The 26,065-nt window shown below is 64.6% G+C and carries 22 protein-coding genes and 1 tRNA gene; 13 read left to right on the top strand and 10 right to left on the bottom strand.

Translation table 11 applies throughout. The features are described 5' to 3' along the window. Nucleotides 1-458 precede the first annotated feature (458 nt). Nucleotides 459-3,503, top strand: a complete 3,045-nt coding sequence (locus tag X265_RS29600) for an EAL domain-containing protein (protein ID WP_244659423.1) — start codon at nucleotides 459-461, stop codon at nucleotides 3,501-3,503. A 95-nt stretch (nucleotides 3,504-3,598) separates the two neighbouring features. On the opposite strand, the gene X265_RS29595 is transcribed toward X265_RS29600, so the two are convergent. From X265_RS29595 to X265_RS29585, 3 genes are all read right to left on the bottom strand, one after another. Further along, on the bottom strand, nucleotides 3,599-3,916 hold the full coding sequence (locus X265_RS29595; protein ID WP_128968037.1) for a hypothetical protein: 318 nt from the start codon (nucleotides 3,914-3,916) through the stop codon (nucleotides 3,599-3,601). Between the two features lie 653 nt (nucleotides 3,917-4,569). Then, a tRNA-Ile gene (locus X265_RS29590) sits at nucleotides 4,570-4,645 on the bottom strand. Nucleotides 4,646-4,984: 339 nt separating this feature from the next. Then, nucleotides 4,985-5,959 carry a Bug family tripartite tricarboxylate transporter substrate binding protein gene (locus X265_RS29585; protein WP_164938848.1) on the bottom strand — a complete coding sequence of 325 codons (975 nt, stop codon included), beginning with the start codon at nucleotides 5,957-5,959 and terminating at the stop codon, nucleotides 4,985-4,987. A gap of 104 nt (nucleotides 5,960-6,063) precedes the next feature. Here X265_RS29585 and X265_RS29580 point away from each other — a divergent pair, with 104 nt between their 5' ends. Further along, nucleotides 6,064-7,038: a TAXI family TRAP transporter solute-binding subunit gene (locus X265_RS29580; RefSeq protein WP_128968035.1), complete on the top strand. Its 975-nt coding sequence runs from the start codon at nucleotides 6,064-6,066 to the stop codon at nucleotides 7,036-7,038. Nucleotides 7,039-7,065: 27 nt separating this feature from the next. On the opposite strand, the gene X265_RS29575 is transcribed toward X265_RS29580, so the two are convergent. The 3 genes from X265_RS29575 to X265_RS29565 all read right to left on the bottom strand — a co-directional run bounded on the left by X265_RS29575 (nucleotide 7,066) and on the right by X265_RS29565 (nucleotide 9,542). Next, the gene (locus tag X265_RS29575; RefSeq protein WP_128968034.1) at nucleotides 7,066-8,280 is read right to left on the bottom strand and encodes an ABC transporter substrate-binding protein; all 1,215 of its coding nucleotides are present in this window, start codon (nucleotides 8,278-8,280) and stop codon (nucleotides 7,066-7,068) included. A gap of 104 nt (nucleotides 8,281-8,384) precedes the next feature. Next, the gene (locus tag X265_RS29570; protein ID WP_128968033.1) at nucleotides 8,385-9,278 is read right to left on the bottom strand and encodes a substrate-binding domain-containing protein; all 894 of its coding nucleotides are present in this window, start codon (nucleotides 9,276-9,278) and stop codon (nucleotides 8,385-8,387) included. Between the two features lie 9 nt (nucleotides 9,279-9,287). Continuing rightward, on the bottom strand, nucleotides 9,288-9,542 hold the full coding sequence (locus X265_RS29565; protein ID WP_128968032.1) for a hypothetical protein: 255 nt from the start codon (nucleotides 9,540-9,542) through the stop codon (nucleotides 9,288-9,290). Nucleotides 9,543-9,571: 29 nt separating this feature from the next. Between X265_RS29565 and X265_RS29560 the strand changes: the two genes are divergently transcribed. From X265_RS29560 to X265_RS29550, 3 genes are read left to right on the top strand one after another with little or no spacing between them, the layout of a single operon-like run. Next, nucleotides 9,572-10,399, top strand: a complete 828-nt coding sequence (locus tag X265_RS29560; protein WP_128968031.1) for an ABC transporter substrate-binding protein — start codon at nucleotides 9,572-9,574, stop codon at nucleotides 10,397-10,399. Nucleotides 10,400-10,453: 54 nt separating this feature from the next. Further along, nucleotides 10,454-11,560 (top strand): molybdopterin-binding protein, encoded by a 1,107-nt coding sequence (locus X265_RS29555; protein WP_128969460.1) that lies wholly within the window; start codon nucleotides 10,454-10,456, stop codon nucleotides 11,558-11,560. A gap of 13 nt (nucleotides 11,561-11,573) precedes the next feature. Then, complete coding sequence (locus tag X265_RS29550) at nucleotides 11,574-13,523, top strand: molybdopterin biosynthesis protein (protein WP_128968030.1); 1,950 nt, start codon at nucleotides 11,574-11,576, stop codon at nucleotides 13,521-13,523. On the opposite strand, the gene X265_RS29545 is transcribed toward X265_RS29550, so the two are convergent. The 3 genes from X265_RS29545 to fdhD all read right to left on the bottom strand — a co-directional run bounded on the left by X265_RS29545 (nucleotide 13,520) and on the right by fdhD (nucleotide 15,356). Further along, complete coding sequence (locus X265_RS29545; RefSeq protein WP_128968029.1) at nucleotides 13,520-13,753, bottom strand: hypothetical protein; 234 nt, start codon at nucleotides 13,751-13,753, stop codon at nucleotides 13,520-13,522. The genes X265_RS29550 and X265_RS29545 overlap by 4 nt on opposite strands. A 75-nt stretch (nucleotides 13,754-13,828) precedes the next feature. Beyond that, nucleotides 13,829-14,479 carry a molybdenum cofactor guanylyltransferase MobA gene (mobA, locus tag X265_RS29540; protein WP_128968028.1) on the bottom strand — a complete coding sequence of 217 codons (651 nt, stop codon included), beginning with the start codon at nucleotides 14,477-14,479 and terminating at the stop codon, nucleotides 13,829-13,831. After that, nucleotides 14,466-15,356 (bottom strand): formate dehydrogenase accessory sulfurtransferase FdhD, encoded by an 891-nt coding sequence (gene fdhD, locus X265_RS29535; RefSeq protein ID WP_128968027.1) that lies wholly within the window; start codon nucleotides 15,354-15,356, stop codon nucleotides 14,466-14,468. The genes mobA and fdhD overlap by 14 nt, the downstream gene beginning before the upstream one ends. 196 nt (nucleotides 15,357-15,552) lie before the next feature. Between fdhD and mobB the strand changes: the two genes are divergently transcribed. The 8 genes from mobB to ybaK all read left to right on the top strand — a co-directional run bounded on the left by mobB (nucleotide 15,553) and on the right by ybaK (nucleotide 25,304). Continuing rightward, a complete protein-coding gene (gene mobB, locus X265_RS29530) occupies nucleotides 15,553-16,080 on the top strand; it encodes a molybdopterin-guanine dinucleotide biosynthesis protein B (protein ID WP_128968026.1) in 528 nt (175 codons plus the stop codon). Nucleotides 16,081-16,089: 9 nt separating this feature from the next. Next, nucleotides 16,090-17,346: a molybdopterin molybdotransferase MoeA gene (locus X265_RS29525; RefSeq protein ID WP_128968025.1), complete on the top strand. Its 1,257-nt coding sequence runs from the start codon at nucleotides 16,090-16,092 to the stop codon at nucleotides 17,344-17,346. Between the two features lie 44 nt (nucleotides 17,347-17,390). Next, a complete protein-coding gene (locus X265_RS29520) occupies nucleotides 17,391-17,654 on the top strand; it encodes a sulfurtransferase TusA family protein (protein WP_128968024.1) in 264 nt (87 codons plus the stop codon). Between the two features lie 320 nt (nucleotides 17,655-17,974). Continuing rightward, complete coding sequence (locus X265_RS29515; protein ID WP_128968023.1) at nucleotides 17,975-19,630, top strand: OFA family MFS transporter; 1,656 nt, start codon at nucleotides 17,975-17,977, stop codon at nucleotides 19,628-19,630. Nucleotides 19,631-19,713: 83 nt separating this feature from the next. Further along, the gene (locus X265_RS29510; protein ID WP_128968022.1) at nucleotides 19,714-19,995 is read left to right on the top strand and encodes a hypothetical protein; all 282 of its coding nucleotides are present in this window, start codon (nucleotides 19,714-19,716) and stop codon (nucleotides 19,993-19,995) included. A 250-nt stretch (nucleotides 19,996-20,245) separates the two neighbouring features. Continuing rightward, nucleotides 20,246-21,955, top strand: coding sequence for an NADH-ubiquinone oxidoreductase-F iron-sulfur binding region domain-containing protein (locus tag X265_RS29505; protein WP_128968021.1), 1,710 nt, complete (start codon nucleotides 20,246-20,248; stop codon nucleotides 21,953-21,955). Beyond that, entirely contained in the window at nucleotides 21,952-24,720 is a 2,769-nt protein-coding gene (fdhF, locus tag X265_RS29500; protein WP_128968020.1) for a formate dehydrogenase subunit alpha, read from the top strand. Before X265_RS29505 ends, fdhF begins: the two co-directional genes overlap by 4 nt. 110 nt (nucleotides 24,721-24,830) lie before the next feature. Next, the gene (ybaK, locus tag X265_RS29495) at nucleotides 24,831-25,304 is read left to right on the top strand and encodes a Cys-tRNA(Pro) deacylase (RefSeq protein WP_128968019.1); all 474 of its coding nucleotides are present in this window, start codon (nucleotides 24,831-24,833) and stop codon (nucleotides 25,302-25,304) included. A gap of 9 nt (nucleotides 25,305-25,313) precedes the next feature. Here the strand turns inward: ybaK and X265_RS29490 are convergent, their stop codons facing one another. Beyond that, a complete protein-coding gene (locus tag X265_RS29490; protein ID WP_128968018.1) occupies nucleotides 25,314-25,997 on the bottom strand; it encodes a GntR family transcriptional regulator in 684 nt (227 codons plus the stop codon). Between the last annotated feature and the right edge of the window lie 68 nt (nucleotides 25,998-26,065).

The raw sequence follows: 26,065 nt of genomic DNA, 5'->3' as shown, positions 1-26,065 counted from the left end.
ACGTACTGCTCCGCAATTTCGCTGCCGCGTGCGAAGGCGCATATTGGGTCCATGGATCGCAACATCCTCTTCAAGTGCCCTCGCACGGGCATGAACGTGCAACACCGGCTTTCGGGTCCGTCTGCCGACATATCCGAGGCGGGGAACTCGCATCTTTCCGTCACGTGCCTCGCCTGCGGCTCGGTCCACTTCGTCAATAGCGCGACCGGCAAGCTGCTGGCTGACGAGAGCCACGGTCGCCTCGCACGAGCGCAGTTGGATCGGCGGGAGCGGGCGTCCTGATCCGTCGCCTCCTCGAAGAGACGGAGGGCATGGAACTCGCTCTCTCCATAATTTCAGCACTCCGTTAAGCTCCGAGACACCAAGCGCTTTTACGGGTCCTTCGCCTCTTGCCCCTAGCCTTCGGGCGGCTGGGACAACAGGTGATGGGCTTCGCGCGGCTTCGCAACTCTTTCTCCGTGGGTGATACGACCGATCCGCTCGGTCGTTCGCTGCTCGTCGAGCAGTTCCGGGTGCTGCGGGAGCAGGTGCCGGTTCTCTATGCCGTGCTGCTCGTCAACAGTATCAGCGTAGGGCTGTTTCTCCCCAACACGGTTTCGCCCTGGCTGAGATTTGCCTTGCCGGGCGCTCTCCTGACGGCCTGTCTCTTCAGGCTGGCGCAGTGGCTCCGGCTGAAGAAGGCCGAGTTCACCGCCGAGGAGGCGCATCGGGAGCTTGCAAGGGTTCGCCTCGCCACGGTGGTGATCAGCTCCGGCTTCGTGATCTGGATCCTGGCGCTGTTCATGGTGGTCGATCCCGCCCTGCGCGCCTCGATCGCCCTGCTGCTCTTCATGGGATGCGTCGGGACCGCCTATTGCCTCGGCAGTTTCCCGCCCTCGTCCAGGCTGGCGATGCTGATCGCCGGCGTGCCGATCGGCACGCTGCTGCTGCTCTCGGGCGAGGGGATGCTGGTCTCGGTCGGGATCAATCTGCTGGCGCTGCTTGTCCTGCTTGCCCGGATGATCAGCACCAATTTCCGTTCTTTCGTGAAGCTGGTCGAGACCCACGCCCGGCTGTCCGAGGAGGGCGACCGCGCCCGCGCCGCCGAGCAGACCGCGACCGCCTTCGCCGAGCGCTTCGACAGGGCGCTCAACAACATGTCCCAGGGGCTTTGCTTCTTCGACGAGGATCAGCGCCTGATCGTCTGCAACAGGCAGTATCTCGAGGTCTATGATCTCGATCCGAAGCTGGTCCGGCCGGGCATGCAGCTGAACGAGATCGTCGATCTTCGCTACTCCGTCGGCAGCGCGCCGAAGATGGAAAAGCAGGACTACCTGGTCTGGCGAAACAGCGCCGCTGTGATTGCCGCGCCGTCGGACACGACGGTCGAACTGACCAATGGACGCATCGTCCGCATCCGGCATCGCCCCATGCAGGGCAACGGCTGGGTCGCCACCCACGAGGACATCACGGATCGTCACCGGACCGAGAGGGCCCTTGCGGAAGCGAAAGCGGCGGCCGAGCAGGCGGAAGCTGCCGCGCGCGCCGCTCATGCTCACCTGACCGAAGCTCTCGATGTCGTCCCCGAAGGCCTGGCCGTGTTCGACAAGGACGATCGCCTGGTCCTCTGGAATCATCAATACGCCGAATTCTACTCGGCAAGCCGGCAGGCGCTTGCGGTCGGCACGCTGTTCGAAACCATCCTCCGGACTGGCCTCGCCGGGGGACAATATCCTGATGCCGCCGGGCGCGAGGCGGAGTGGTTCGCGGAGCGCATGGCCCACCACGCGCTTCCCCATCACTCGCACGAGCAGCATCTGGCGGGCGACCGCTGGATTCGCGTCGAGGAAAGACGCACCGTTGATGGAGGCAGCATCGGGGTTCGCATCGATATCACCGACCTCAAGCGCCGTGAGGCTTCCTTCCGCCTCCTGTTCGAGGAGAATCCGCTTCCGATGTGGGTGGTGGATGCGAAGACGCGGCACCTCATTGCCGTGAACGGCGCGATGTGCCGGCACTACGGCTATTCGCGCCAGGAGCTGCTGGCGATGTTCGAACATCAGCTCGAATATGGCGAGCAGCAGGACACCGAAAGCGATCACGGATTGCACAGGACGGCCGACGGTGAGGCGATCGAGGTCGTGATCGAATCACGGCCGCTCATCTACGAGGGGCGGCCGGCTCATGTCTGCGTGGCCTTCGACGTCACCGAACGCAACCGGGCACAGCAGCGGGTGAGCTATCTCGCCGGCCACGACGCGCTCACCGAACTGCCCAACAGGGCGGCCCTGGACCAGCAGATCGGCGCCGCGATCGAACGCGCGGACATCACCGACAGTCCGTTCGCCGTGCTCTGTATCGATCTCGACCACTTCAAGGCGATCAACGATCGTTTCGGCCATGCCGTCGGCGATGCCGTGCTCCGCGAAGCTTCGCGACGCCTGCAGGACGCCGCGCAAGGCTCGTATGTGGCGCGTGTCGGCGGCGACGAGTTCGTCGGCATCACCGACCGCTTGCCCCTTCCTGCAGCGGCCGAGCTGCTCGCTACGCGGATGCGGGCCGAGTTCGAGCGTCCGATCGAGGTCGATGGTCACGCCCTGAAGATCGACCTCTGTGTCGGAGCGGCGATGTATCCCCGCGACGCGGACAATGCCGTTTCGCTGCTGGCGAACGCCGATGCCGCCCTTTACCGCGCCAAGCACGAGGGCAGGGGCGGGATACGCCTGTTCACCAGTGCCATGGACCAGCAGCTGCGGGACCGCCGTGCGCTGGAGCACGATCTGCGCCTCGCCGTGGAGCGCGGGGAGCTCTATCTGGAGTACCAGCCGCAGCAGCATCGGGACGGCACTCTTGTCGCCTACGAGGCGCTGGTGCGCTGGCGGCATCCGGTGCGCGGTGTCATTCCGCCGGGAGAGTTCATTCCGATCGCGGAGCAAAGCGGCACCATTGCGCAGATCGACGATTGGGTGCTGATGGAAGCATGCAGGGAAGCGGCGTCATGGGACCGGCCGCTGCGCATCGCCGTGAACGTCTCGGCCGCGCAGTTCCGCCGGGAAAACCTCGACGGCGAGGTTCGCCGGGCGCTGCGGGAGAGCGGGCTTGCGGCCACGCGTCTCGAGCTCGAAATCACCGAGGGCGTGCTGATCGAGGACATGTCCCGCGCCAAGCGGACGATGGCCTCGCTCAAGGCGCTCGGAATCCTGATTGCGCTCGACGATTTCGGCACGGGATATTCGTCCCTGTCCTACCTCGAAGCGTTTCCGCTCGACAGGATCAAGGTCGATCGGTCTTTCGTCGCCGCGCTCGGACAGAGCGAGCGCTCGCTCGCCATCGTCCGGGCGGTGATCGGGCTTGCCCATGGGCTCGGAGTCCCGGTTCTCGCCGAGGGCATCGAGACCGAAGCCCAGATGTCGCTGCTCGTCGAGGAAGGCTGCGACGAGATGCAGGGCTATCTGCTCGGCCGCCCGCAACGGCTCGAGTCGTCCGATCGCAACCGGAATATCCCGATACGAGCGGTGTCCTGAACGACCGGCGAGGGAAGACTCCATCCTCGACCGACAATTAGCTCCGAACGTCATTAGGAGAGAGGCCGCCTCCAGGGGCGGCCTCCGCTTGGGCTTTACCAGCGATCGGGTCCGACGCCGATGGTGACACCGGGGCCGTCATATCCTCGATCGTAATAGTCGCGATCATAAACGGTGCGGGCCGGCGCCCGATAATAGCCGTAGCTGTCGCGCCACCTGGCGTGGCGATGACGACAGTTTCCGACGCCGGCCATCAACTGACCGCCGTTCATCGCGGGGCCTTCCACGCCGACTGCGCTGTTGCCCGAACTTGTGCAGGGTCCGGGACCCGGCCCTTGAGCAAAGCTCGGAGAAGCCACCGTAGCCGCGACGAGCGACGCTGCAATCAATCCAATGCTTGGAACAATTTTCATCTCTGTCCTCCAGTTTCAGCAGGGGTCAACGACCCGCAGCTTTCGACGTTCCGGCCGCGCGGGGTGAGACGAGGCATCCCGGAACCCCGGCGGGATCGACAAATCTTGAGCAGATCGGAGGAATGCGAACCATAAGGCCGCTGACATGCCGCTCGGGGAACACCGTCGGGGACGGTCATGAGGTTGCGATGGCTGATCGCGGGTGTAGCTGCCGCTGTTGCGGTCGTGCTGGCTTATCTCGTGCTCACCTGGCCTCAGCAGGGCTCCGTAGCGACCGGTCCGTGCAGCAGAGCGGCCACCGGAGAGACGGTCTGTCCTCCTGAATATCGTCCGCCGAGATAGCTGGCAGGATGCGTCCTCACTACCGTAACAAATGCACTCAACTGACGAGTTTAGGCATTGCGGCGCCTAGCGGAATTGAGCGGTTCGTTGGGGAAGGCTGCTCTTCCGCGTTTGCTTTCATGTCGTCGGACCGAAAGGCTCCGCCTGAGATGCAATCCGGAGGCGCGGCGGGGTGAGGTCCGATGCGGAACTCGCGTGCCCGGGCGCCCGCCTTGGCCCTCTCAGGTCTTCGGCGCGGCAGCCTTCGCTCGTCTCGCTCTTGATGTGCGGCACTGGCTTGCCGAGCCGAAGCTCGCGAAGCGAGCGAAGGCTGGTGGGCCCGGCAGGACTCGAACCTGCAACCAGACCGTTATGAGCGGCCGGCTCTAACCATTGAGCTACAGGCCCCGCCGCGGCGGCCCCGCGGGAACGCGCGGGCCGGCAACGGTGCGCGGTTCGTTTACAGGGATGGAGGCGGGGGTGCAATGCTGGCGCACGCGGACGAAAGCCCGGTGCGCACCCAGATCCAAAATTTTCGAATTACCGAAATCGGCGATGATGCCCTTATGCTCCTGTTTTGCCCGACGAGTCAAACGATTTTCCGCGAACTTCGCCTATCCGTTCCGTAACTCATTGTAATTTCGTGTTCTTTCTACTGTGCATGGGGTTGTTTTCGATTTTTCAGGCGAGGGGACCCGGGAGGTCCCCTCCGTCTCGTCGGCGACAGGCCCGTGGCGCGCCGCTGCTCTAGTCCACCGAGACCCCGGCGAACTCCACGACCTTGCGCCACTTCTCGGTCTCGTCAGCGACGAGCTTGCCGAACTCGGCAGGCGTCATCGGCTTGGGGATGCCGCCGGTCTCGGCGAGGCGCGCCACCAGCTTCGGGTCCTTCAGCGCTTCGCCGACGGCCTTGTTGAGGATCTCGACCACCTCGCTCGGCGTGCCCTTCGGCGCGGAGATGCCGTAGAAGCCGACGGATTCGAAGCCGGGCACGGTCTCGGCGATCGCGGGCACGTCGGGCACGCTCGGCCAGCGCTGCGGCGAGGTCACGCCGAGCGCGCGGACGTTGCCGCCCCTGGCCTGCTCCATCGCGGAGGGCAGGTTGTCGAAGATCAGCTGCACCTTGTTGGAGATGATGTCGGGGAAGGCGATCGCCGAGCCGCGATAGGGCACGTGCACCATGTCGCATTTGGTCATCGCCTTGAACAGTTCGGCCGACATGTGCACCGAGGTGCCGTTGCCGGACGAGGCAAACGAGATCTTGCCGGGATTGGCCTTGCAATAGTCGATGAACTCCTGAACCGTCTTGGCGGGAAACGCGTTGGAGACGACCAGCATGTTGGTGAGCTGCATGATGCTCGCGACCGGCACCGTGTCGCGCAGGAAGTCGAACGGCAGCTTCTTGTAGAGCGAGGTCGAGATCGCGTTGTTGGGCGCGACGAACAGCAGCGTGTAGCCGTCGGGCGGCGAGTTGATAGCCGCGGCGGCCGCGATGTTGCCGCCGGAGCCGGTCCGGTTCTCGACGATGAACTGCTGGCCGAGATGGTCCGACAGCCATTGCGCCATGATGCGGGCGACGATGTCGACGGGGCCGCCGGCCGCAAAGCCGATCAGCCAGTGCACGGGGCGGTCGGGGTAGGCGGCGGAGGCGGGAGGGGCGGCGGCGAAAAGACCCGACAGCAAGACCAGCCCGAACACACCGTTACGCAAAATTCGCAACATGACGCCTCCCATTGCCTTATTGTTGGAGCGCATGCTTTCACAAATTCCGCCCGCTGCCTACATCGCCGCAAGTCGATGTTGACGCAGGCGCAGCCGGACCGACCATGAAATTCGCTCTCACCCTTCTCGCCGCGGCGTTGCTTGCAAATCACCTTGCAGGCCCCGCCGCCGCTCAAACCGGAGGCAACGCCATTTCGAGCACCACGATCAGCCTGGGCACCGCGACACCGGGCGGCGGCTTCCCTCTCTATGGCAACGCCTTTGCCGAGGTGATGAATGCGGCTGATAGCGCGCTCACCATCACCCCGCGCAACACCAAGGGCAGCAACGAGAACATTCCGCTGCTGGAGAAGGGCGAGCTCGATCTCGCTTTGGTCGCGGGCGAGCCGGCCTATGAGGCCTTCGCCGGCATCGGCCGTGCGAAGGTGCGGCTGAAGATTCTCACCGCGATCTATTCCAACCCCGGCATGTTCGTGGTGAGGGCGGACAGTCCCTACCGGACCATCCACGATCTCGTGGGCCAGCCGGTCGCGTTCGGCGCCAAGGGCTCGGGCCTGCCGATCCTGGCGCGCTATGTGCTCGACGGCCTCGGGTTGAGGCAGGACGAGGATTTCAAGGCCGTCTATCTCGACCGTGCCGGCGACGGCCCTGCGATGGTCGAGGATGGCCGCGTCGCGGCGCTGTGGGGCGCCGGCATCGGCTGGCCCGGCTTTGCGGCGGTGGCTTCGAGCGCGACAGGGGCGCGCTTCATCGCGCCAGACGCGGAGGAGATCGCCCGCATCCGCGCCAAGCACGCGTTCCTGAAGCCGCTGACCGTGCCGGCCGGCTCCTATCCAGGACAGTCCGAACCGATCGCCTCGCTCGGCTCCTGGAGCTTTGTGCTGACCCGCGAGGACCTGCCCGACGATATCGGCTATCGCCTGGCGAAGACGCTGCACGGCCTCGAGCCGACCTTCTGCAGGAAGCTCGCCCAGGCCTGCGAGACCACGGCGGCGAACACCGTCGCCGCGGCGCCGAAGCCCGAGCTGATCCATCCGGGCGTGATGAAATATTTTCGCGAGATCGGGGTGGTGAAGTGACGGTCGCTGGACGCGACCGTCACGCTCTCACTTCTTCACCATCGCACATGCCGGGTCCGGCGGCCCGAAGGCCTTGTCGCCGGAAATGGTGCTGAGGATCTTGTAATAGTCCCACGGATATTTGCTCTCCTCCGGCGTCTTCACCTGCACCAGCCAGAGGTCGTGCACCATCAGATTGTCGTCGCGCAGCTTGCCGTTACGGGCGAAGAAATCTTCGACCGGCGTCTCGCGCATTTTCGCTGCGACCTTGAGCGGATCGTCGGTGCCGACAGCCTTGATGGCGTTGAGGTAGTGGATCACGCTGGAATAGACGCCGGCCTGCCACATCGTTGGCATCTTGTTCATCTTGGCAAAATAGCGCTTCGACCATTCGCGGGTCTTGTCGTCCATGTCCCAGTAGAACGAGGTCGTCAGCAACAGGCCTTGCGCGGCTTGCAGTCCGAGCCCGTGAATGTCGGTGATCAGGGCCAGCAGCGCCGCCATCTGCTGACCGCCCTTGAACACGCCGAACTCCGAGCCGGTCTTGATTTCGTTCATGTTGTTGGGAGGGCCTGCGGCAATGCCGATGATCTTGGCCTTGGAGGCCTGCGCCTGCAGCACGAAGGAGGAGAGGTCGGGCGTTGCCAGCGGCGGCTTCACCGAGCCCAGCACCTTGCCGCCATTGGCGGTGATGACGCTCGAAGCGTCACGCTCCAGCGAATGGCCGAAGGCGTAATCGTCGGTGATGAAGAACCAGCTGTCGCCGCCGCGCTTGACCACGGCGTCCGCGGTGCCGACCGCGAGCGCGCGGGTGTCGAACACCCACTGGATCGCGTAAGGCGAGCAGAACTTGCCGTGGAAATCTGCAGTACCCGTGGAATGGGTGATGAACAGCCGCTTCTTCTCGTTGGCGATGTTCTGCACTGCAAGGCCGACGGCCGAGACCGGCACGTCGACGATCAGATCGACCTGCTCGACGTCGTACCAGCGCCGCGCGATCGCGGCGCCGATGTCGGCCTTGAGCTGGTGGTCGCCGATCACGATGCTGATCGGCTTGCCGAGCACGGTGCCGCCGAAATCGTCGATCGCCATCTGCGCCGCGGTCACCGAGCCCTGGCCGGTTGGCGCGGAGGCGGGGCCGTTCATGTCTGTGAGCACGCCGATCTTGACGACATCGTCGGACACCTGCGCCATGGCGGAGCCCGACAGCAGCGCCGCCGTCAAGGCGGCCGCGACCGGTAGTCCAAATCTTTTTGGATTCACGTTTGTCCTCCCCTGATCCGGCGCGTTGGCCGAAAGTTGCCTGTGCCGGGTACAGCCCGGCTGAATTGGTTTCTTTTGCAACTATTCTGGGGTGGGCGTCAATCTCAGGCGGCGAAGCGGATCTGCCCGGCGGGCGAGGGATCGTAGCCGGTCAGCTCCTCGGCGCGCTGGCGCAGCCGCCGTTCGCCGAGAAACCGAATCAGGGCCTGCATGGGTGGGCGGAAATAGCTGCGCTGCCGCATCGCGAGATCAAGATTCTCCCAGACCAGCGGCACGAAATCGAGCCCGGCGGAGCGTGCCGCGGCGCGCGTCGCCACGCCGCAATCGGCCTGGCCGGCACGGACGACCTCGGCAAGATCGGGGCCGGTGAGGGCTGGCGTCTCCACCCGCCGCAGATCACGCATCGAGGCGCCCGCGCGCGTCAGCAGCACGTCGAGCAGCATCTGCGCGCCGGTGCCCTGTTGCCGCGTCGCCATCCGGGCGCCGAGTGCGAGCACGTCGGCAAGACCGCGCAGCCGTTTCGGATTGCCCGGCGGAAGCACGAGGCCCTGCTCGCGGCGCGCGAACGCGACCAGCACCGCATCATGCAAATCCGGCGCGTCGCGCAGCGCCGTCACGCTGGCATCGGAGGCGAGATTGCCTTCGGCATCGAGGCTGTGGAAGTGCATCGCGACCGCCATCACCTCGTCGCGTTGCAGACGCTCGAGCCCACGCGCACTGCCTTCGGTCATCGATCCGAGGCCAGAGCCGGATTCCCGCAAGCTCCAATCCAGAAGCTCGTCCTGACTGCCGCCCACGACGGGCGGCGGCTCTGCGGTCAGCATGCCGGCCGGTCGCGCCATGCCCGACAGGACCCAGAGATCGAGCTCATGCCGGGGGAAGAGCCATTTGCCGGTCACCTTGGTGCAGGGGATCGCACCATTGGTGACGAGTTCGTAGAGCTTGCGTTCGCCTAAGCGGAGATAGTCAGCGGCTTCGCTGGTCGTCAGGAATTCCATCCTGCATTCCTATGCAAATTCTTGCTTCTTTTTGACGTTCACGCAGGTGGAATTCTGCATTTCAGTTTTCGTCCGCGGGAACCATGCCCGATCATCTCGCTGCTTTGCAACACATCCGCGCGCGCGTTTTCTGCTTTGGTGAACGATCTTGGAGTGCGCGCGAGCGCCGCCTTGCGATTGCACTCGGCGCATTGCCGAGATTTCCCGAAAGACGTGCCCGATGAGCCATCGCGTCACGAGTGCGGCGCAATCCGTCATCATCATGATCACGTCTTAGCCAATGGGAACCCGACATGGTCCGCCTGTCCATTGCATTCGCGCTGTCCTGCGGCCTCACGGTGGCCGTTGCGGCCTCGTCCGCGGAGGACCGCGGTATCGTCCTCGCCACAACGACGGCGACGCAAGAATCCGGCCTGTTGGACTACCTGCTGCCGATTTTCCGCGACAAGACCGGTGTCGAGGTAACTGTGATCGCGCGCCGTAGCGCTGAGGTGCTCGACGGGGCGCGACGCGGCGAGGCCGATGTCGTGCTGATGCATGCCCGACCGCAGGAGGAAAAGTTCGTCACCGACGGGTTTGGCGTGAAGAGGTTCGACGTGATGTACAATGATTATGTGCTGATCGGGCCGAAAAACGATCCGGCAGCCGTGAAGGGCAAGGACATCGCCACGGCGCTGAAGGCGATCGAAGCCAAGGGCACCCCGTTCGTGACACGCGGCGATCGTTCCGGCACCCACGCGGCGGAGCTCGCGCTCTGGATCGTTGCCGGCATCGACATCGCCGGCGCCAAGGGGGCCTGGTATCGCGAGAGCGGGCCGGGCATGATGGCTGCCCTGGACGCTGCTCGAACGGCGAATGCCTATGTGCTCTCGGACCGCGCCAGCTGGATCGCTTTCAAGGATCGCGGCGATCTCGACATCGTTGTCGAGGGCGACAAGCGGCTGCTCAACCAGTACGGCGTGATGCTGGTGAATCCGGAGAAGCATCCGAACGTCAAGAAGGAGCTGGGCCAGACCTTCATCGACTGGTTGATCTCGCCGGAGGGACAGGCGGCGATCGCCGGCTACAAGGTCGACGGGCAACAGGTGTTCTTTCCGAATGCTGACAAGTCGGGCGGATGATGGCCGACGCACCAGCGGTTGCCAAACCGCACAATGCGTGATCCATCGTCAGGCATGACCCAGCGCCTGCCGCCCTCGCTGACGCCACTCGACACCGCGCTCGCTGCGTTGCTGCGCGGCGTCGCTCCGGTCACGCCGGTCGAATTGCCGCTGGCCGACGCGGCCGGCTGCATCGCCACGGGGATGCCATCGCTGCCGGCCTCCCCGCCGCGCGACATCGCCGCAGTGGACGGCTGGGCTTTGCGCGCCAACGATCTCGTCGGCGCGTCCTCTTATTCGCCTCTGTCTCTGGCCGAGCTTCCGGTATGGGTCGAGGTCGGTGATGTCATGCCGGAGGGATGTGATTGCGTGCTCGATGCCGGCGCGGTCGAGGTCTCGGGCCCGCTTGCCCTGGTGCTGGCGGAGGGCTTGCCGGGACAAGGCGTCGCGCGTCGTGGCAGCGATATCGCAGAGAATGCGCCCGCGGCCGTAGCGGGATGTCCGGTCGGCGCGGCTGCTCTGCTGCTCGCCCGCGTTGCAGGTGTGGACAAGCTCAGCGTCAGGCGGCCGCGGCTACGTATCGTCAATGTACCGGGCGCAACCGCGACGACGCACATGATCGCCGGCTTCGCGCGTGCGATGGGACTCGATGTGAGCGCACATGAAGCCGGATCGCGCGATGCCAGATCGATCGCGGAGGCGCTCGACGTCTCCTCTTGCGATCTCCTGCTGACGATCGGCGGCAGTGGCGTCGGACGTACGGATGCCGCCATCGCGGCGCTGGTTCAGCGCGGAGCACAACTTGCCCATGGTCTTGCGCTGCAGCCTGGACGGACCGCGGCGGCAGGGTGGCTCGGAAAAGTTCCGGTCGCCGCTTTGCCCGGCTCGCCGGCTCAGGCGCTGGCGGTCTGGCTTGCGCTGGTGCTTCCGCTCGTTGATCGCCTCTCTGCGCGGCAGCCGCGCCGCGCAGTGACCTTGCCGCTTGCTCACAAGATTGCCTCCAACGTGGGTGTCGCCGAGATCGCGCTGCTGGTCGAGGAACAGAAGACATGGATGCCGCTTGCCGTGGGCGAATGGCCGCTCCAGGCCATCGCCCGCGCGGATGCATGGCTGCTCATTCCCGCCAGCCACGAAGGATTTGCGGCGGGCGAGCCGGCCGATGCTTATCTGATGCGGGAATGATAAGGGTTCCGGCATGACGATGATCCCAAAGCCGCCAGATCGTAGGGCGCTCGAGCAGGAGCAATTTCTAAGAATCCTCTCGCGGGAGGAGGCGCTGGCGCGTTTCGAGGCGGCGCTGTTTCCGCGTGCGATCCCCAGCGAGCGGCGCAGGCTTGCCGATGCACTCGGCGCAGCCCTTGTCGAAGACATCACCGCACCGATCGATGTGCCACCGTTCGATCGCTCCAATGTCGATGGCTTTGCCGTACGCTCGGGGGACCTTTCAGCGGCTGGTGAAGGCGCGCCGGTACGGCTCGTGCTGAACGGCGAGACGATTCACTGCGGCACCGCGCCGGCGCTGCAAGTGGCGGCAGGAACCATAACGCCGATCGCCACCGGCGGTCCGCTGCCGCGTGGTGCCGACGCGGTGGTCATGGTCGAGCACACCCAGCCGGCCGGCTCGCAGGCGATCGATGTTCGTCGGGCGGTCTCGCCGGGACAATTCGTGTCCTACGCGGGCTCGGACATCGCACGCGGCGAGGCGCTGCTTCGCGCCGGCACGATCATCGGCTCGCGCGAGATCGGGATGCTGGCGGCGTGCGGGATCGCGGAGGTGAATGTGGCGCGGAAGCCCCGTGTCGCGGTGATCTCCACCGGCGACGAACTGGCGCAGCCGGGCGAGGCACTTGCGCCGGCAGCGATCTACGACACCAATGGCGCTATCGTTGCGGCCGCGATCGATGAGAATGGCGGCGAAGCGATTTTCCTCGGTGCGATCCCCGACGACGAGGCTAAGCTCGAAGCCGCCATGCGCGATGCGCTGGCGGAAGCCGATATGCTGGTGCTCTCAGGCGGTACGTCGAAGGGCGCGGGCGACCTGTCGCATCGCATTATTGGCCGGCTCGGCCAACCCGGCGTCATCGCGCATGGCGTGGCGCTCAAGCCCGGGAAGCCGCTGTGCCTTGCGGTGTGCGACGGCAAGCCGGTGGTGATCCTGCCGGGCTTTCCGACATCGGCGATGTTCACTTTCCACGATATGATCGTGCCGGTGTTGCGCAGGTTGGCTGGTCTGCCGCCGCGCTCGGATGCCAAGGTGAGCGCGACCGTGCCGGTGCGTATTGCCTCCGAGCTCGGCCGCACCGAATTCGTCATGGTCTCGCTGGTCGAGGGCAGGGAGGGCCTGATCGCCTATCCCTCCGGCAAAGGCTCTGGCGCGATCACGTCCTTTGCCCAGGCTGACGGCTTTCTGCGCATCGAGGCGCTCGCGGACCAGATGCCGGCGGGCACGGAAGCCGAAGTGACGCTGTTCACGCCGCATGTGCGCGTGCCCGATCTTGTCATCGTCGGCAGCCATTGCACCGGCCTCGATCTCGTCACGGCGCAACTCTCGCATGGCGGGCTGATCGTACGCTCGATCGCGGTCGGCAGTCTCGGCGGGCTTGCAGCCGCCAAGCGCGGCGAATGCGATCTCGCACCGATCCATCTGCTCGACGACAAGACCGAGACCTACAACACGCCTTACCTGGTCGAGGGTCTCGAGCTTGTCCCAGGTTGGCGGCGGATGCAGGGCATTGTCTTCCGCATGGGCGACCAGCGCTTTGAAGGCCTCGGCGCGAAGGAGGCGGTTGCAGCCGCGCTCGCTGACCCGGCCTGCATCATGGTCAACCGTAACCAGGGCGCCGGCACGCGCATTCTGATCGACCGTCTGCTTGGCGGTACGCGCCCGGAGGGCTACTGGAACCAGCCGCGCTCGCACAATGCGGTTGCAGCGGCCGTCGCGCAGCACCGTGCCGATTGGGGTATGACCATTGCGCCGGTCGCCGATGCGGCCGGCCTCGGTTTCATTCCGTTCGCGGAAGAGCATTATGACTTTGCGCTGGTGACGGCGCGCAAGCAGCGTCCGGCCGTGCAGGCTTTTCTTGATGCGCTCGGCTCGAATGAGGCCAGAGCGGCGCTGAAGCGAGCGGGCTTTCGACCTGCCTAGACGACCGCGTCGATGTCCCTGGCAGCTTGAGCGGCGCACTCTCGCTCCTCGGCTTCGGCGAGCGCACGCTGTGCGGCAGGCGGCAGTGGCTTCGGATCCGGAGGGACCTCGACGATCTTGTCGCTGCCGGTGGCTTGTTGGCTTAGTCGCTTCATGCGATCGATCGTGATCGAAAGATCAAACGCGAAATCGGCGACTGCGAAGATGGCATTCAGGAGAGGGGCGACCATAGCTTGATCCGGAGCATGTCCCGATCAGTAGTCGCAGCCAATCTCGATCCGGTTCGATCGTTCGTTGAAGGACCACTAGGCCGCGTCGTCCAGCGCGGCCAGCCGCTCGGCCTCGGCGATGTCCTCGACCGTGTTGGCGTTGAAGAACGGATCGAGCGGCTCGGCGGCCCACGTGACCGTGGCGAGCGGATAGCGCGCGGTCCAGCGGTCGATCTTGCGGAGATCCTCGACGACCAGGGCGTGACGTAGCTCGTTGCGCAAGGCAACGCGCCAAAGGCCGATCACCGGATGCGACTGGCCGCCGGACGCGGCGACTGCGAGCTCCGCGTTCTCCCGCGCGCGCGCCTCGTGAAGGCGCGTGACGAGATCGCGCGGCACGAACGGACAGTCGCCTGCGGCGCTGAGCACCCAATCGATGTCCGGGCGATTCGTCGCAGTCCAGTCGAGAGCGGCAAGAACGCCTGCAAGGGGGCCGGGAAAGCCGGGTACGTCATCGGCGACCACTTGCAAGCCGAATGGGGAAAACCGTGCGGGATCGCCATTCGCGTTAAGGATCAACGCGTCGCACTGAGGGGAAAGGCGCGCAATCACGCGCTCCAGGATGGTGCGTCCGCCGATGGTTCGCATCGGCTTGTCGCCGCCGCCCATGCGGCGCGCAAGGCCGCCGGCGAGCAGCACGCCAAGAGTCGGAGGAACCCTCGTCGCTGGAATACTAGTCGTCACCACCTTCGCCCTTACGCTTGTGCTTCGCCGATTCTTCTTCGACGTAAGCAAGATTCTGGTCGTAGACGATCCGTTCCTCTCCCGCGAGCGCGATGAAGCGCTTTCCGCGCGTCCGCCCGACCAGCGTCAGGCCCACTTGCCTTGCGAGATCGACGCCCCAGGCCGTAAATCCGGAGCGTGACACCAGGATCGGAATGCCCATGCGCACCGTCTTGATCACCATCTCCGAGGTGAGCCGTCCCGTGGTGTAGAGGATCTTGTCGCCAGGTTCGACGCCGTGGCGGTACATCCAGCCCGCGATCTTGTCGACGGCGTTGTGGCGTCCGACATCCTCGGTGTAGCAGAGCGGCTCGCCCGCCTTGCACAGCACGCAACCGTGGATCGCACCGGCCTCGAGATAGAGCGAGGGCATGGTGTTGATGGTCTGCGTCATCTGGTAGAGCCAGGACGTGCGTAGCTCAGCCTTGGGCAGCGCGACACTCTCCACCGCTTCCAGCAGGTCGCCGAAGGCGGTGCCCTGCGCGCAGCCCGAAGTCTGCGTCCGCTTCTTGAGCTTGGCCTCGAAATTGGTGTGGTGCTCGGTGCGCACGACGACCACCTGAAGGTCGTCGTCGTATTCGACTTCGGTGACCGCATCATTATATTTCAGCATGTTCTGGTTCAGCAGGTAGCCGAGCGCCAGATATTCCGGATAGTCGCCGATCGTCATCATGGTGACGATCTCCTGCGCATTCAGGTAGAGCGTCAGCGGCCGTTCCATCGGCACCTTGATATCGATCCTGGCGCCGGTCTGGTCAGTCCCGGTCACGGTCTGAGTCAGGCGCGGGTCGTCGGGATCTGGGACGATCAGGGGCACCGGGGCTTTGTCGATCTTCATCATGGAGGCGACGTTAGCATGACATTCGGGTCAAGCCGATATAAGCATGGCAGGGAATGGGCAAAATGCCTCCGCTCGTCGTTGCGAGCTGAGCTATCCAGAGTCTTTCCGCGGCGGCAGTTCTGGATTGCTTCGCTTCGCTCGCAAAGACGGGAGGGACGGTGGTTCCATAAGGGTCGTGCGTGGAGACGGAGCTGCAATGAAAGTCATCGGCCTTGCAGGCTGGAGCGGCGCGGGCAAGACAACGCTGTTGACGCGGCTGATTCCGCATTTCAACGCGCAGGGCGTGCGCGTCTCCGTGATCAAGCATGCGCATCACCGGTTCGACGTCGACGTGCCCGGCAAGGATTCCTGGCGTCATCGCGAGGCCGGTGCCGCCGAGGTGCTGGTGGCATCGTCCAATCGCTGGGCTCTGATGCACGAATTGCGCGGTGCGCCCGAGCCGCGGCTTCCGGAACTTTTGAGCAAATTGTCCTCGGTCGACCTCGTGGTGGTCGAAGGCTTCAAGCGTGAGCCGCATCGCAAGATCGAGGTGCATCGCTCCGCGAACGACAAGCCGCTGCTGTTTCCCGACGATCCCGGAATTGTCGGTGTTGCGACCGATGCCGCGGTTGAAACCCGGTTGCCGACCGTCCATCTCGACGATATCCAGGCTGCAGCGGCATTGCTGTTGCGTGCAGCGATGCCGATCGAGGAAGCGGTTGCTAGAAGCGTAGCGATGCGCTGACGAGGCACCATGGCGCAACTGTCGGATGATTGTTTTGCTTTCGGTGGACCGATGATGTCGGTCGACGAGGCCGTTGGCCTGATCACGGCCCGTGTCAGCGCGATCGCCGATGTCGAGACGGTGACGTTGATTGAGGCCGACGGGCGCGTGTTGGCGCACGATATCGCGGCGCCCCTGCCGCTGCCGCCTTTCACCAACTCGGCTGTCGACGGCTACGCCGTCGGCGATGCCGATCTCCCCGAGACAACAGAGCGGGCGTTCCCGCTCGATGGCCGCATCCAGGCCGGCGGCCTTGCCCGAGTGCCGATCAAGCCTGGCCACACCGCCCGCATCTTCACGGGCGCGCCGATGCCGCCGGGTGCCGAGACTGTGTTCATGCAGGAAGATGTCCGCATCGATGAATCAGGCAGGGTCGTGTTGCCATCCGGGCTGAAGCGGGGTGCCAATGTTCGGCCGGCAGGAGAGGATATCCCGCTGGGGCAGATTGCGCTGCGCGCCGGCCAGCGGCTGCGGCCGCAGCACGTTGCGCTCGCCGCGGCGTTCGGCCTGACCCGGCTTGACGTCGTCAGGCGCATCCGTGTCGCGGTGTTCTCCACCGGCGACGAACTGGCTTCACCCGGCGAGCCCCGCGCGGCTTCGCAGCTGTTCGATTCCAACCGTTTCATGCTGATGGCGATGCTGCGCCGGCTTGGCTGCGAGGTCAGCGATCTCGGCATCTTGCGCGACGAGCGCAACTCGCTGGCGAATGGATTGAAGCAGGTGGCGGGCGCGCACGATCTGATCCTCACCACCGGGGGCGTCTCGACCGGCGAGGAAGACCACGTCAAGGCGGCCGTCGAAAGCGTCGGCTCGCTCGTGCTGTGGCGGATGGCGATCAAGCCGGGCCGGCCTGTGGCGATGGGCATCATCGATGGCACGCCGTTGGTCGGACTGCCCGGCAACCCCGTCGCAAGTTTCGTCACTTTCGTCCATGTGGTGCGTCCGACCGCATTGGCGCTTGCCGGCAGTCTTCCGGAGCCGCTGTTGCCGATCCCGCTGCGCGCGGCGTTCACTTACAAAAAGAAGCCGGGTCGTCGCGAATACGTGCGCGCATCCTTGCGGCGCGCGCAGGATGGTGCGCTGGAAGCGGTCAAGTTTCCGCGCGAAGGTGCCGGGCTGCTCTCGTCGTTGGTGGAGACCGACGGACTGATCGAGCTGGGCGAAGACATCACGCGCGTCGAACTGGGCGAGAGCGTAGGTTTCCTGTCCTATGCAGGCCTGATCTGAGCCCCTGCGTTGACGCCCTGGTTTCCTCCCGCCATGTTGCGCACATGACCCGAACGACGCTCGATCTCACCGGGCTGAAATGCCCGCTTCCAGCCTTGAAAACACGCAAGGCGCTAAAGCCCTTGCGGCCGGGCGATCAACTTGAGGTGCACTGCACCGATCCGCTGTCGGTGATTGACATTCCCAACCTGATCCGCGAGACCGGCGACACGGTGGAGATCACCGAGCGCAACGACGCGCGCATCGTCTTCTTGATAGAAAAAGCGAATGGTTCGATAGGCGATGCCAATGCTGCGCTGCGTTCTTGAGCGCGCGTGACCGCGCTGATACCGACCTTTTATCTATCGACATCGATCACGCCTTCTGCCCCAATTGACTTTGTCCGCGCAGGCGCGGAGGTTGAGTCTTGTCCGCGTTACGCGGATCAGCGGGCCACGCACGAAGCCTGCATATAGGATGGGGCATAGAGCCCCAGTCGAGGGGTTATCTTTTTCAGATGCGCGTGACGGTCCTGGCGCGCGTCGGGTGATTGTGCGGAGCAGCAGGGACAACAGCTGCGTCGCAATGGGCTGAGGAACAGGATCGTAGCGGCAGGTTGCTCAGAAGGGCAGCTGCAGGGGAGGAGTGCATGACGACAATTGAGGGCACTGGAAGCATTTCGGGTGCTGGCGCGGGAATTCTTGATCGCGAACATACAGTGGCGAAGGCCGGCTTCAATCGCTGGCTGGTGCCGCCGGCGGCGCTGTGCATCCATCTCTGCATCGGCATGGCCTACGGCTTCTCCGTGTTCTGGCTGCCGCTGTCGCGCGCGATCGGCCTCACTGCGCCGAAGGCCTGCCCCGATATGTCGCTGTGGCAAGAGCTCTTCACCACGACCTGCGATTGGAAGGTCGCGAGCCTGGGGTGGATGTTCACCCTGTTCTTCGTCCTGCTCGGCGTCTCCGCGGCGATCTGGGGCGGCTGGCTTGAACGCGCCGGTCCGCGCAAGGCGGGCTTCGTTGCCGCGCTTTGCTGGGGCGGCGGGCTCCTGATCGGCGCGCTCGGCGTCTACGTCCATCAGCTCTGGATCATGTGGCTCGGGGCCGGCGTCATCGGCGGCGTCGGGCTCGGCCTCGGCTACATCTCGCCGGTGTCGACGCTGATCAAGTGGTTTCCCGATCGCCGCGGCATGGCGACCGGCATGGCCATCATGGGCTTTGGCGGTGGTGCGATGATCGGCGCTCCGTTCGCCAATCTGCTGATCAACTACTTCAAATCCTCGACCGACGTCGGTGTATGGCAGACCTTCGTCGTGATGGGCCTCGTCTATTTCGTCTTCATGACGATCGGTGCCTTCGCCTATCGCGTGACGCCGGCTGGCTGGCAGCCCGAGGGCTGGACTCCGCCGAGCGAAAAGAAGTCGATGATCACGGAGCATCATGTCCACCTCGACAACGCGCACAAGACGCCGCAATTCTGGTTGATCTGGTGGGTGCTGTGTTTGAACGTGTCGGCCGGCATCGGCGTGATCGGCATGGCCTCGCCGATGCTCCAGGAAATTTTCGCCGGCAAGTTGATCGGGCATCCGGAGCTCACCTTCGGTCAGCTCTCGGTTGAACAGAAGACCGTCATCGCCGGCATCGCGGCGGGCTTTGCCGGACTGCTGTCGCTGTTCAACATCGGCGGCCGGTTCTTCTGGGCCTCGCTGTCCGACTATATGGGCCGCAAGAACACCTACTACACGTTCTTCATCCTCGGCATCGTGCTCTACGCGCTGGCGCCCACCTTTGCAGCGATGGGATCGAAGCTTCTCTTCGTGCTCGGCTTCGGCATCATCCTGTCGATGTACGGCGGCGGCTTTGCGACCGTGCCGGCTTATCTCGCCGACATGTTCGGAACCCAGTTCGTCGGGGCCATTCACGGCCGGCTGCTGACGGCTTGGTCGACCGCGGGCATCATCGGCCCCGTCGTGGTGAACTACATCCGCGAGTTCCAGCTCGCGGCGGGCGTGCCGCGTGACCAGCTCTACAACACGACCATGTACATTCTCTGTGCGATGCTGATCGCGGGCATCATCTGCAACTACCTGATCAAGCCGGTCGATCCGAAGTGGTACATGAACAACCAGGAGGTTGCGAGGCTTCAGGCCGCAAGTGCCAAGACCGAAGCCGGTATCCAGCATGGCTCCTTCGGCATCGGCAAGGGCGGGTTGGACGGCAGGGCCGCGCTGTTTTGGGTCTTCGTCGGCATTCCGCTGGCATGGGGTGTGTACAAGACCCTCCAGAGCGCCTGGGCTATCTTCTGATCGCCCATACCGCCGCGGGAAGCTTGCGCATCCCGCGGCGCTCGTCTGCAAACACATTGAGAATGGGATCTAGGGGGATTCTTATGCTTCGCACCCGTATCTGCCTTGCCGCCATGATGTTGGCGGCAAGCCTTCAAACCGCATCGGCCCAGACCGCGACAGCGCCTGCGCCGGCACCTGCCGCGACCACTGCCGCCAAGCCGCCGGGCAAGATCAAGCTCACCATGCAGAAGCTGAAACAGATGAAGGCCACCTGGGCAGCCAACAAGCCGAAGCTGAAGGCCTGCCGTGCCGAGGTGAAGGCCAAGGGACTGACCGGCGATGATCGCTGGTTCTACATTCAGGACTGCATGGACAAGACTTGAGCCGGGTTCCGCGTTGAGTTTGCGGAAGGGGGCGTGGCAGGGCGGCTGTCCGCCCCCTAAATCATTATAGAGACGTTCTAAATCTACTTGCCCCTCTGGTATACCAGAGACTAGAGTTGAGCGGAGTAAGGCTCGATTCAAGGACGCGGAAGTACGCGGTTCCATCGATTTGAGCCCGGAAATGAGGGCAGATCGCGATGGCGGTCCAAGCCTGAGATCATCGCGCTTTTGAGGAGAACGCGACGTTTCCATGAGCAGCAACGACGACGTTCACAAGGTCAGAGAATTCGAGCATCCGGGTGAGGGGCGCCGGCGCGCCAAAGCGACGCCCAAAGGACGACAGGTCGATCCGACCGCTTCGCACGAGATCGAGCAATTGATCGGCGACCGTCCGCGACGGCGCGATCTGCTGATCGAATATCTGCACCTGATCCAGGACAAATATCACCGGATCTCGGCCGCGCATCTTGCTGCGCTCGCCGACGAGATGAAGCTCGCCTTCGCCGAAGTGTTCGAGACCGCGACCTTCTACGCGCATTTCGACGTGGTGAAGGAAGGCGAGCCCGACATTGCGCCGCTGACGATCCGCGTCTGCGATTCGCTGACTTGCGCCATGCTCGGCGGCGAAAAGCTGCTCGAGGATCTGCAGAGTGCGTCAGGCCCCGGCATTCGCGTCGTGCGCGCACCTTGTGTCGGACGCTGTGATACGGCGCCGGCTGCTGAAGTCGGACACAACTTCGTCGACCATGCGACCGTTGACAATGTCATGGCCGTCGTGAAAACCGGCGACACGCACGCGCATCTGCCCAACTATGTCGATTACGATGCCTATGTCGCCGGTGGCGGCTACAAGCTGCTGGGCCGCGTGCGCTCGGGTGAGCTCTCGAAAGACGATCTGCTGAAGGCACTCGACGACGCGTCGCTGCGCGGCCTCGGCGGCGCCGGCTTCCCGACGGGCCGCAAATGGCGGGCGGTGTTAGGGGAGCCCGGTCCGCGGCTGATGGCGATCAACGGCGACGAGGGCGAGCCCGGCACGTTCAAGGATCGCGTCTATCTCGAAAGCGATCCGCATCGCTTCATCGAAGGCATGCTGATCGGCGCGCATGTGGTGCAGGCCTCTGACGTCTACATCTATCTGCGCGACGAATATCCGGCCTCGCGCGAGATCCTGATGCGCGAGATCGCCAAGCTTCCGCCGGGCGGTCCGACGCTGCACATGCGTCGCGGCGCCGGCGCCTATATCTGCGGCGAGGAGTCCTCGCTGCTGGAGAGCATCGAGGGCAAGCGCGGCCTGCCCCGGCACAAGCCGCCGTATCCGTTCCAGGTCGGCCTGTTCGGCCTTCCGACGCTGATCAACAATATCGAGACGTTGTGGTGGGTGCGCGACATCGTCGAGAAAGGCGCCGACTGGTGGAAGGGAAATGGCCGCCATGAGCGTCATGGCCTGCGCAGCTTCTCGGTCTCGGGACGCGTCAAGAATCCCGGCATGAAGCTGGCGCCCGCGGGCATCACCGTGCGCGAATTGATCGACGAATATTGCGGCGGCATGGCCGACGGCCATCAATTCTACGCGTACCTCCCGGGCGGCGCTTCCGGCGGCATCCTGCCAGCCTCGATGGACGACATCCCGCTCGATTTCGGCACGCTGGAGAAATACGGCTGCTTCATCGGCTCGGCGGCGATCGTGATCCTGTCGCAGAAGGATAGCGTGCGCGCGGCGGCGCTGAACCTGATGAAGTTCTTCGAGGACGAGAGCTGCGGCCAGTGCACGCCGTGCCGCGTCGGAACCCAGAAGGCGGCGCAGCTGATGCAGAAGCCGGTCTGGAACCGCGCACTTCTGGAAGAATTGAGCCAGGCGATGCGCGATGCCTCGATCTGCGGGCTGGGACAGGCGGCATCGAATCCGCTGTCCTCCGTGATCAAATATTTCCCTGACGAGTTCAAGGAAGCGGCCGAATGACGAAGATTACGTTCGAGCTCGACGGCAAGCAGGTCGAGGCCCAGCCCGGCGAGACGATCTGGCAGGTTGCAAAACGCCAGGGCCGCGACATCCCGCATCTGTGCTATTCGCCAGCGCCCGACTACCGCCCCGACGGCAATTGCCGCGCCTGCATGGTCGAGATCGAGGGTGAGCGCGTGCTCGCAGCCTCGTGCAAGCGCACGCCGTCGGTCGGCATGAAGGTCAAGACCGAGTCGGCGCGCGCGACTGCCGCGCAGAAAATGGTGATGGAGCTCCTGGTCGCCGACCAGCCGGCGCGCGAGACCAGCCACGATCCGGAATCGAAGTTCTGGCACTGGGCCGAGGCAACGGGCGTCACCGAGAGCCGCTTCCCCGCTGCCGAGCGCTGGGCGGCCGACGCCAGCCATCCGGCGATGCGCGTCAATCTCGATGCCTGCATCCAGTGCGGCCTCTGCGTGCGCGCCTGCCGCGAGGTCCAGGTCAATGACGTCATCGGCATGGCTTACCGCAACGCCAGCGCCAAGATCGTGTTCGACTTCGACGATCCCATGGGCGAGTCCACTTGTGTCGCCTGCGGGGAATGCGTGCAGGCCTGCCCCACCGGCGCGTTGATGCCGGCCGTGATGCTCGACGAGAAGCAGACCCGCGTAACTTATGCCGACAGGAAGGTGGATTCGCTCTGTCCGTTCTGCGGCGTCGGCTGCCAGGTCACCTACGAGGTCAAGGACGAGAAGGTGATCTATGCGGAAGGCCGCGACGGTCCCGCCAATCACAACCGTCTTTGCGTCAAGGGCCGTTTCGGCTTCGACTACATCCACCATCCGCATCGCCTGACAAAGCCGCTGGTTCGGCTGCCGAATGCGAAGAAAGACGCCAACGATCAGGTCGATCCGGCCAATCCCTTCACGCATTTCCGTGAAGCAAGCTGGGATGAAGCGCTCGACGTTGCCGCCAAGGGTCTCGTCAAGATTCGTGACGAGAAGGGGGTGAAGGCGCTGGCCGGCTTCGGCTCGGCCAAGGGCTCGAACGAAGAGGCCTATCTGTTCCAGAAGCTTGTGCGCACCGGATTCGGCTCGAACAATGTCGATCATTGCACCCGGTTGTGCCACGCCTCGTCGGTGGCGGCGCTGTTCGAAGGCCTGAGTTCGGGCGCGGTGTCGGCGCCGTTCTCGGCGGCGATGGACGCCGAGGTGATCATCGTGATCGGTGCCAACCCGACCGTGAACCATCCGGTCGCCGCGACCTTCATCAAGAATGCGGTCAAGCAGAACGGCGCCAAGCTGTTCGTGATGGATCCGCGCCGGCAGACATTGTCGCGTCACGCGACCAAGCACCTCCAGTTCAAGCCGGGCTCGGACGTCGCCATGCTGAACGCGATGATCAACACGATCATCACCGAAGGCCTCACCGACGATCAATACATCGCCGGCTACACCGAAGGTTTTGAGGCCCTCAAGGAGAAGATCAAGGAGTTCACGCCGGAGAAGATGGAGGCGATCTGCGGCATCCCGGCGCAGACTCTGCGCGAGGTGGCGCGCACCTACGCGCGCGCGAAATCGTCGATCATCTTCTGGGGCATGGGCATCAGCCAGCATGTTCACGGCACCGATAATGCGCGCTGCCTGATTGCGCTGGCGCTGATCACCGGCCAGGTAGGTCGGCCCGGCACCGGCCTGCATCCGCTGCGCGGCCAGAACAACGTGCAAGGCGCCTCCGATGCCGGGCTAATCCCGATGTTCCTGCCGGACTACCAGCCGGTCGGCCGCGACGATCTGCGGGGCAGTTTTGAAAAGCTCTGGCAGCAGGATCTCGATCCCGTCCGCGGCCTGACCGTGGTCGAGATCATGAACGCGATCCACGCCGGCGAGATCAAGGGGATGTATATCGAGGGCGAGAATCCCGCGATGTCGGATCCTGACCTGCAGCATGCGCGCCAGGCGCTCGCGATGCTCGATCACCTCGTGGTGCAGGATCTCTTCGTTACCGAGACCGCGTTCCACGCCGACGTCATCCTGCCGGCCTCCGCCTTCGCCGAGAAGGACGGCTCCTTCACCAACACCGATCGCCGCGTGCAGCTCGCGCGCCAGGTGATCAAGCCGCCCGGCGATGCGCGGCAGGATCTCTGGATCATCCAGGAGATCGGCAAGCGCATGGGCTTGCCCTGGAATTATGCCGGCCCGGGTGATGTCTACACCGAGATGGCCGAGCTGATGCCGTCGCTGAAGAATATCAGTTGGGAGCGACTGGTGCGCGAAGGCGCGGTGACTTATCCGGCCGACGATCCGAACAAGCCCGGCAACGAGATCATCTTCACCACGGGCTTCCCGACCACGAGCGGTCGCGGCAAGATCGTGCCGGCCCATGTCATTCCGCCGGACGAAGTGCCGGACGACGAATATCCGATGGTGCTCTCGACCGGCCGCGTGCTGGAGCACTGGCACACCGGCTCGATGACGCGACGTGCGCAGGTGCTGGACCAGATCGAGCCGGAGGCCGTTGCGTTCATGTCGCCGAAGGACATGCGCAAGAAGAAGCTGGTGCCCGGCGATTTCATCCGCCTCGAGACCCGCCGCGGCGCCGTCGAGGTCAAGGTCCGCTCGGACCGGGACGTGCCGAAGAACATGGTGTTCATGCCGTTCTGCTACGCGGAGGCGGCGGCGAACCTGTTGACCAACCCGGCGCTCGATCCGTTCGGCAAGATCCCGGAGTTCAAGTTCTGCGCCGCGCGTGCCGAGCGCGCGGAGATGCGGGACGCGGCGGAGTAGGCCACAGCGGTCATTGCGAGCCTAGCGAAGCAATCCAGGTTGTCTCCTTGGTGGGATTCTGGATTGCTTCGTCGCTTCGCTCCTCGCAATGACGGTGGTAAACGTCACCCATGTCCAAAGTCACCCCCGCCACCCGCGCGCTCACGTCCGCCGGTATTGCCTTCACCATTCATACGTACGACTACGATCCCGACGCCGAGAGCATCGGGCTTCAGGCCGCCGCCGCCCTCGGCGAGGATCCGGCGCGCGTGCTCAAGACGCTGATGGCGCTGGTCGACGGCAAGCCGGTCTGCGTGGTCGTACCGTCCGACCAGGAAGTCTCGATGAAGAAGCTCGCCGCCGCCGTGAGCGGCAAGTCGGCGCAGATGATGAAGCCGCCGGAGGCCGAGCGCGTCACCGGCTACAAGGTCGGCGGCATCAGCCCATTCGGACAGCGCAAGCAGATCGGCACTGTGATCGAGCAGAGCGCGCTGGCTCACGAGCTCGTCTATCTCAATGGCGGTCAACGCGGCTTGCAGGTGCGGATGAAGCCTGCCGATGTGCGGGAGGTCGTGAAGGCGGTCGTGGCGGACGTCTTGGCGTGAGCGTCTCGTCTACTGCTTCTGCAGCAGCTTGAGCCGGCAGCGCAGCGCCTCGCGGATATGAGCGCGCGCGAGCTGCTCGGCCTTGTCGCCGTCGCGCGCGGCGATCGCCCCGATAATGGCCTGATGCTCGGCGTGGCTAGTCGAGGGGCGCCCCGTCACCGTGAAAGTGGTTGGGCCGAGCAGGGCGATCCAGTCCTGCAATTCGCGCGAGGCATTGTCGAGATAGCGGTTGCGAGCAGCGCGGCAGACCGCTTCGTGAAAGGCGCGGTTCAGCCTTGCCATCTCAGTGGCGTCGATCCCGGACGCCTCAACAAAGGTCTGCTCGATATCCCTGAGTGCGTCGATCTCGGGCGTGGAGGCATGTTCAGCCGCCAGGCGCGCCGCGGCGCCTTCCATGATCTCGCGCATGGCGTATAGCTCAAGCACTTCCGAGATATCGAGGTTGCGGACGATCAGCCCGCGGCCGCCGGCGGGCTCGACGAAGCCGCGCGCGGCGAGGCGGCCCAGGGCTTCGCGCACCGGCGTGCGGCTGACCTTGAGCCGCTGCGCCACTTCCTCCTCCCGCAGGCGGTCGCCGGCGCGGTAGCTGCCGGCCTGGAGCGCCTCGCAGAGCGAGCGGAATACGGCTTCGCCCAGCGCGACTCCTTCGCCGCGCACGATCGATCCCCCTGCCTTCGCCGGTCGTCTGGCCATGGTTCCTCACGCTGCATTCGGCCCATGCAGAGATGCCGCTTGCACCGCATATGTATATCTTTGTATAC

It is taken from the genome of Bradyrhizobium guangdongense, assembly GCF_004114975.1.
Classification (GTDB): domain Bacteria; phylum Pseudomonadota; class Alphaproteobacteria; order Rhizobiales; family Xanthobacteraceae; genus Bradyrhizobium; species Bradyrhizobium guangdongense.
This window is presented reverse-complemented; position numbering and strand designations above follow the sequence as displayed.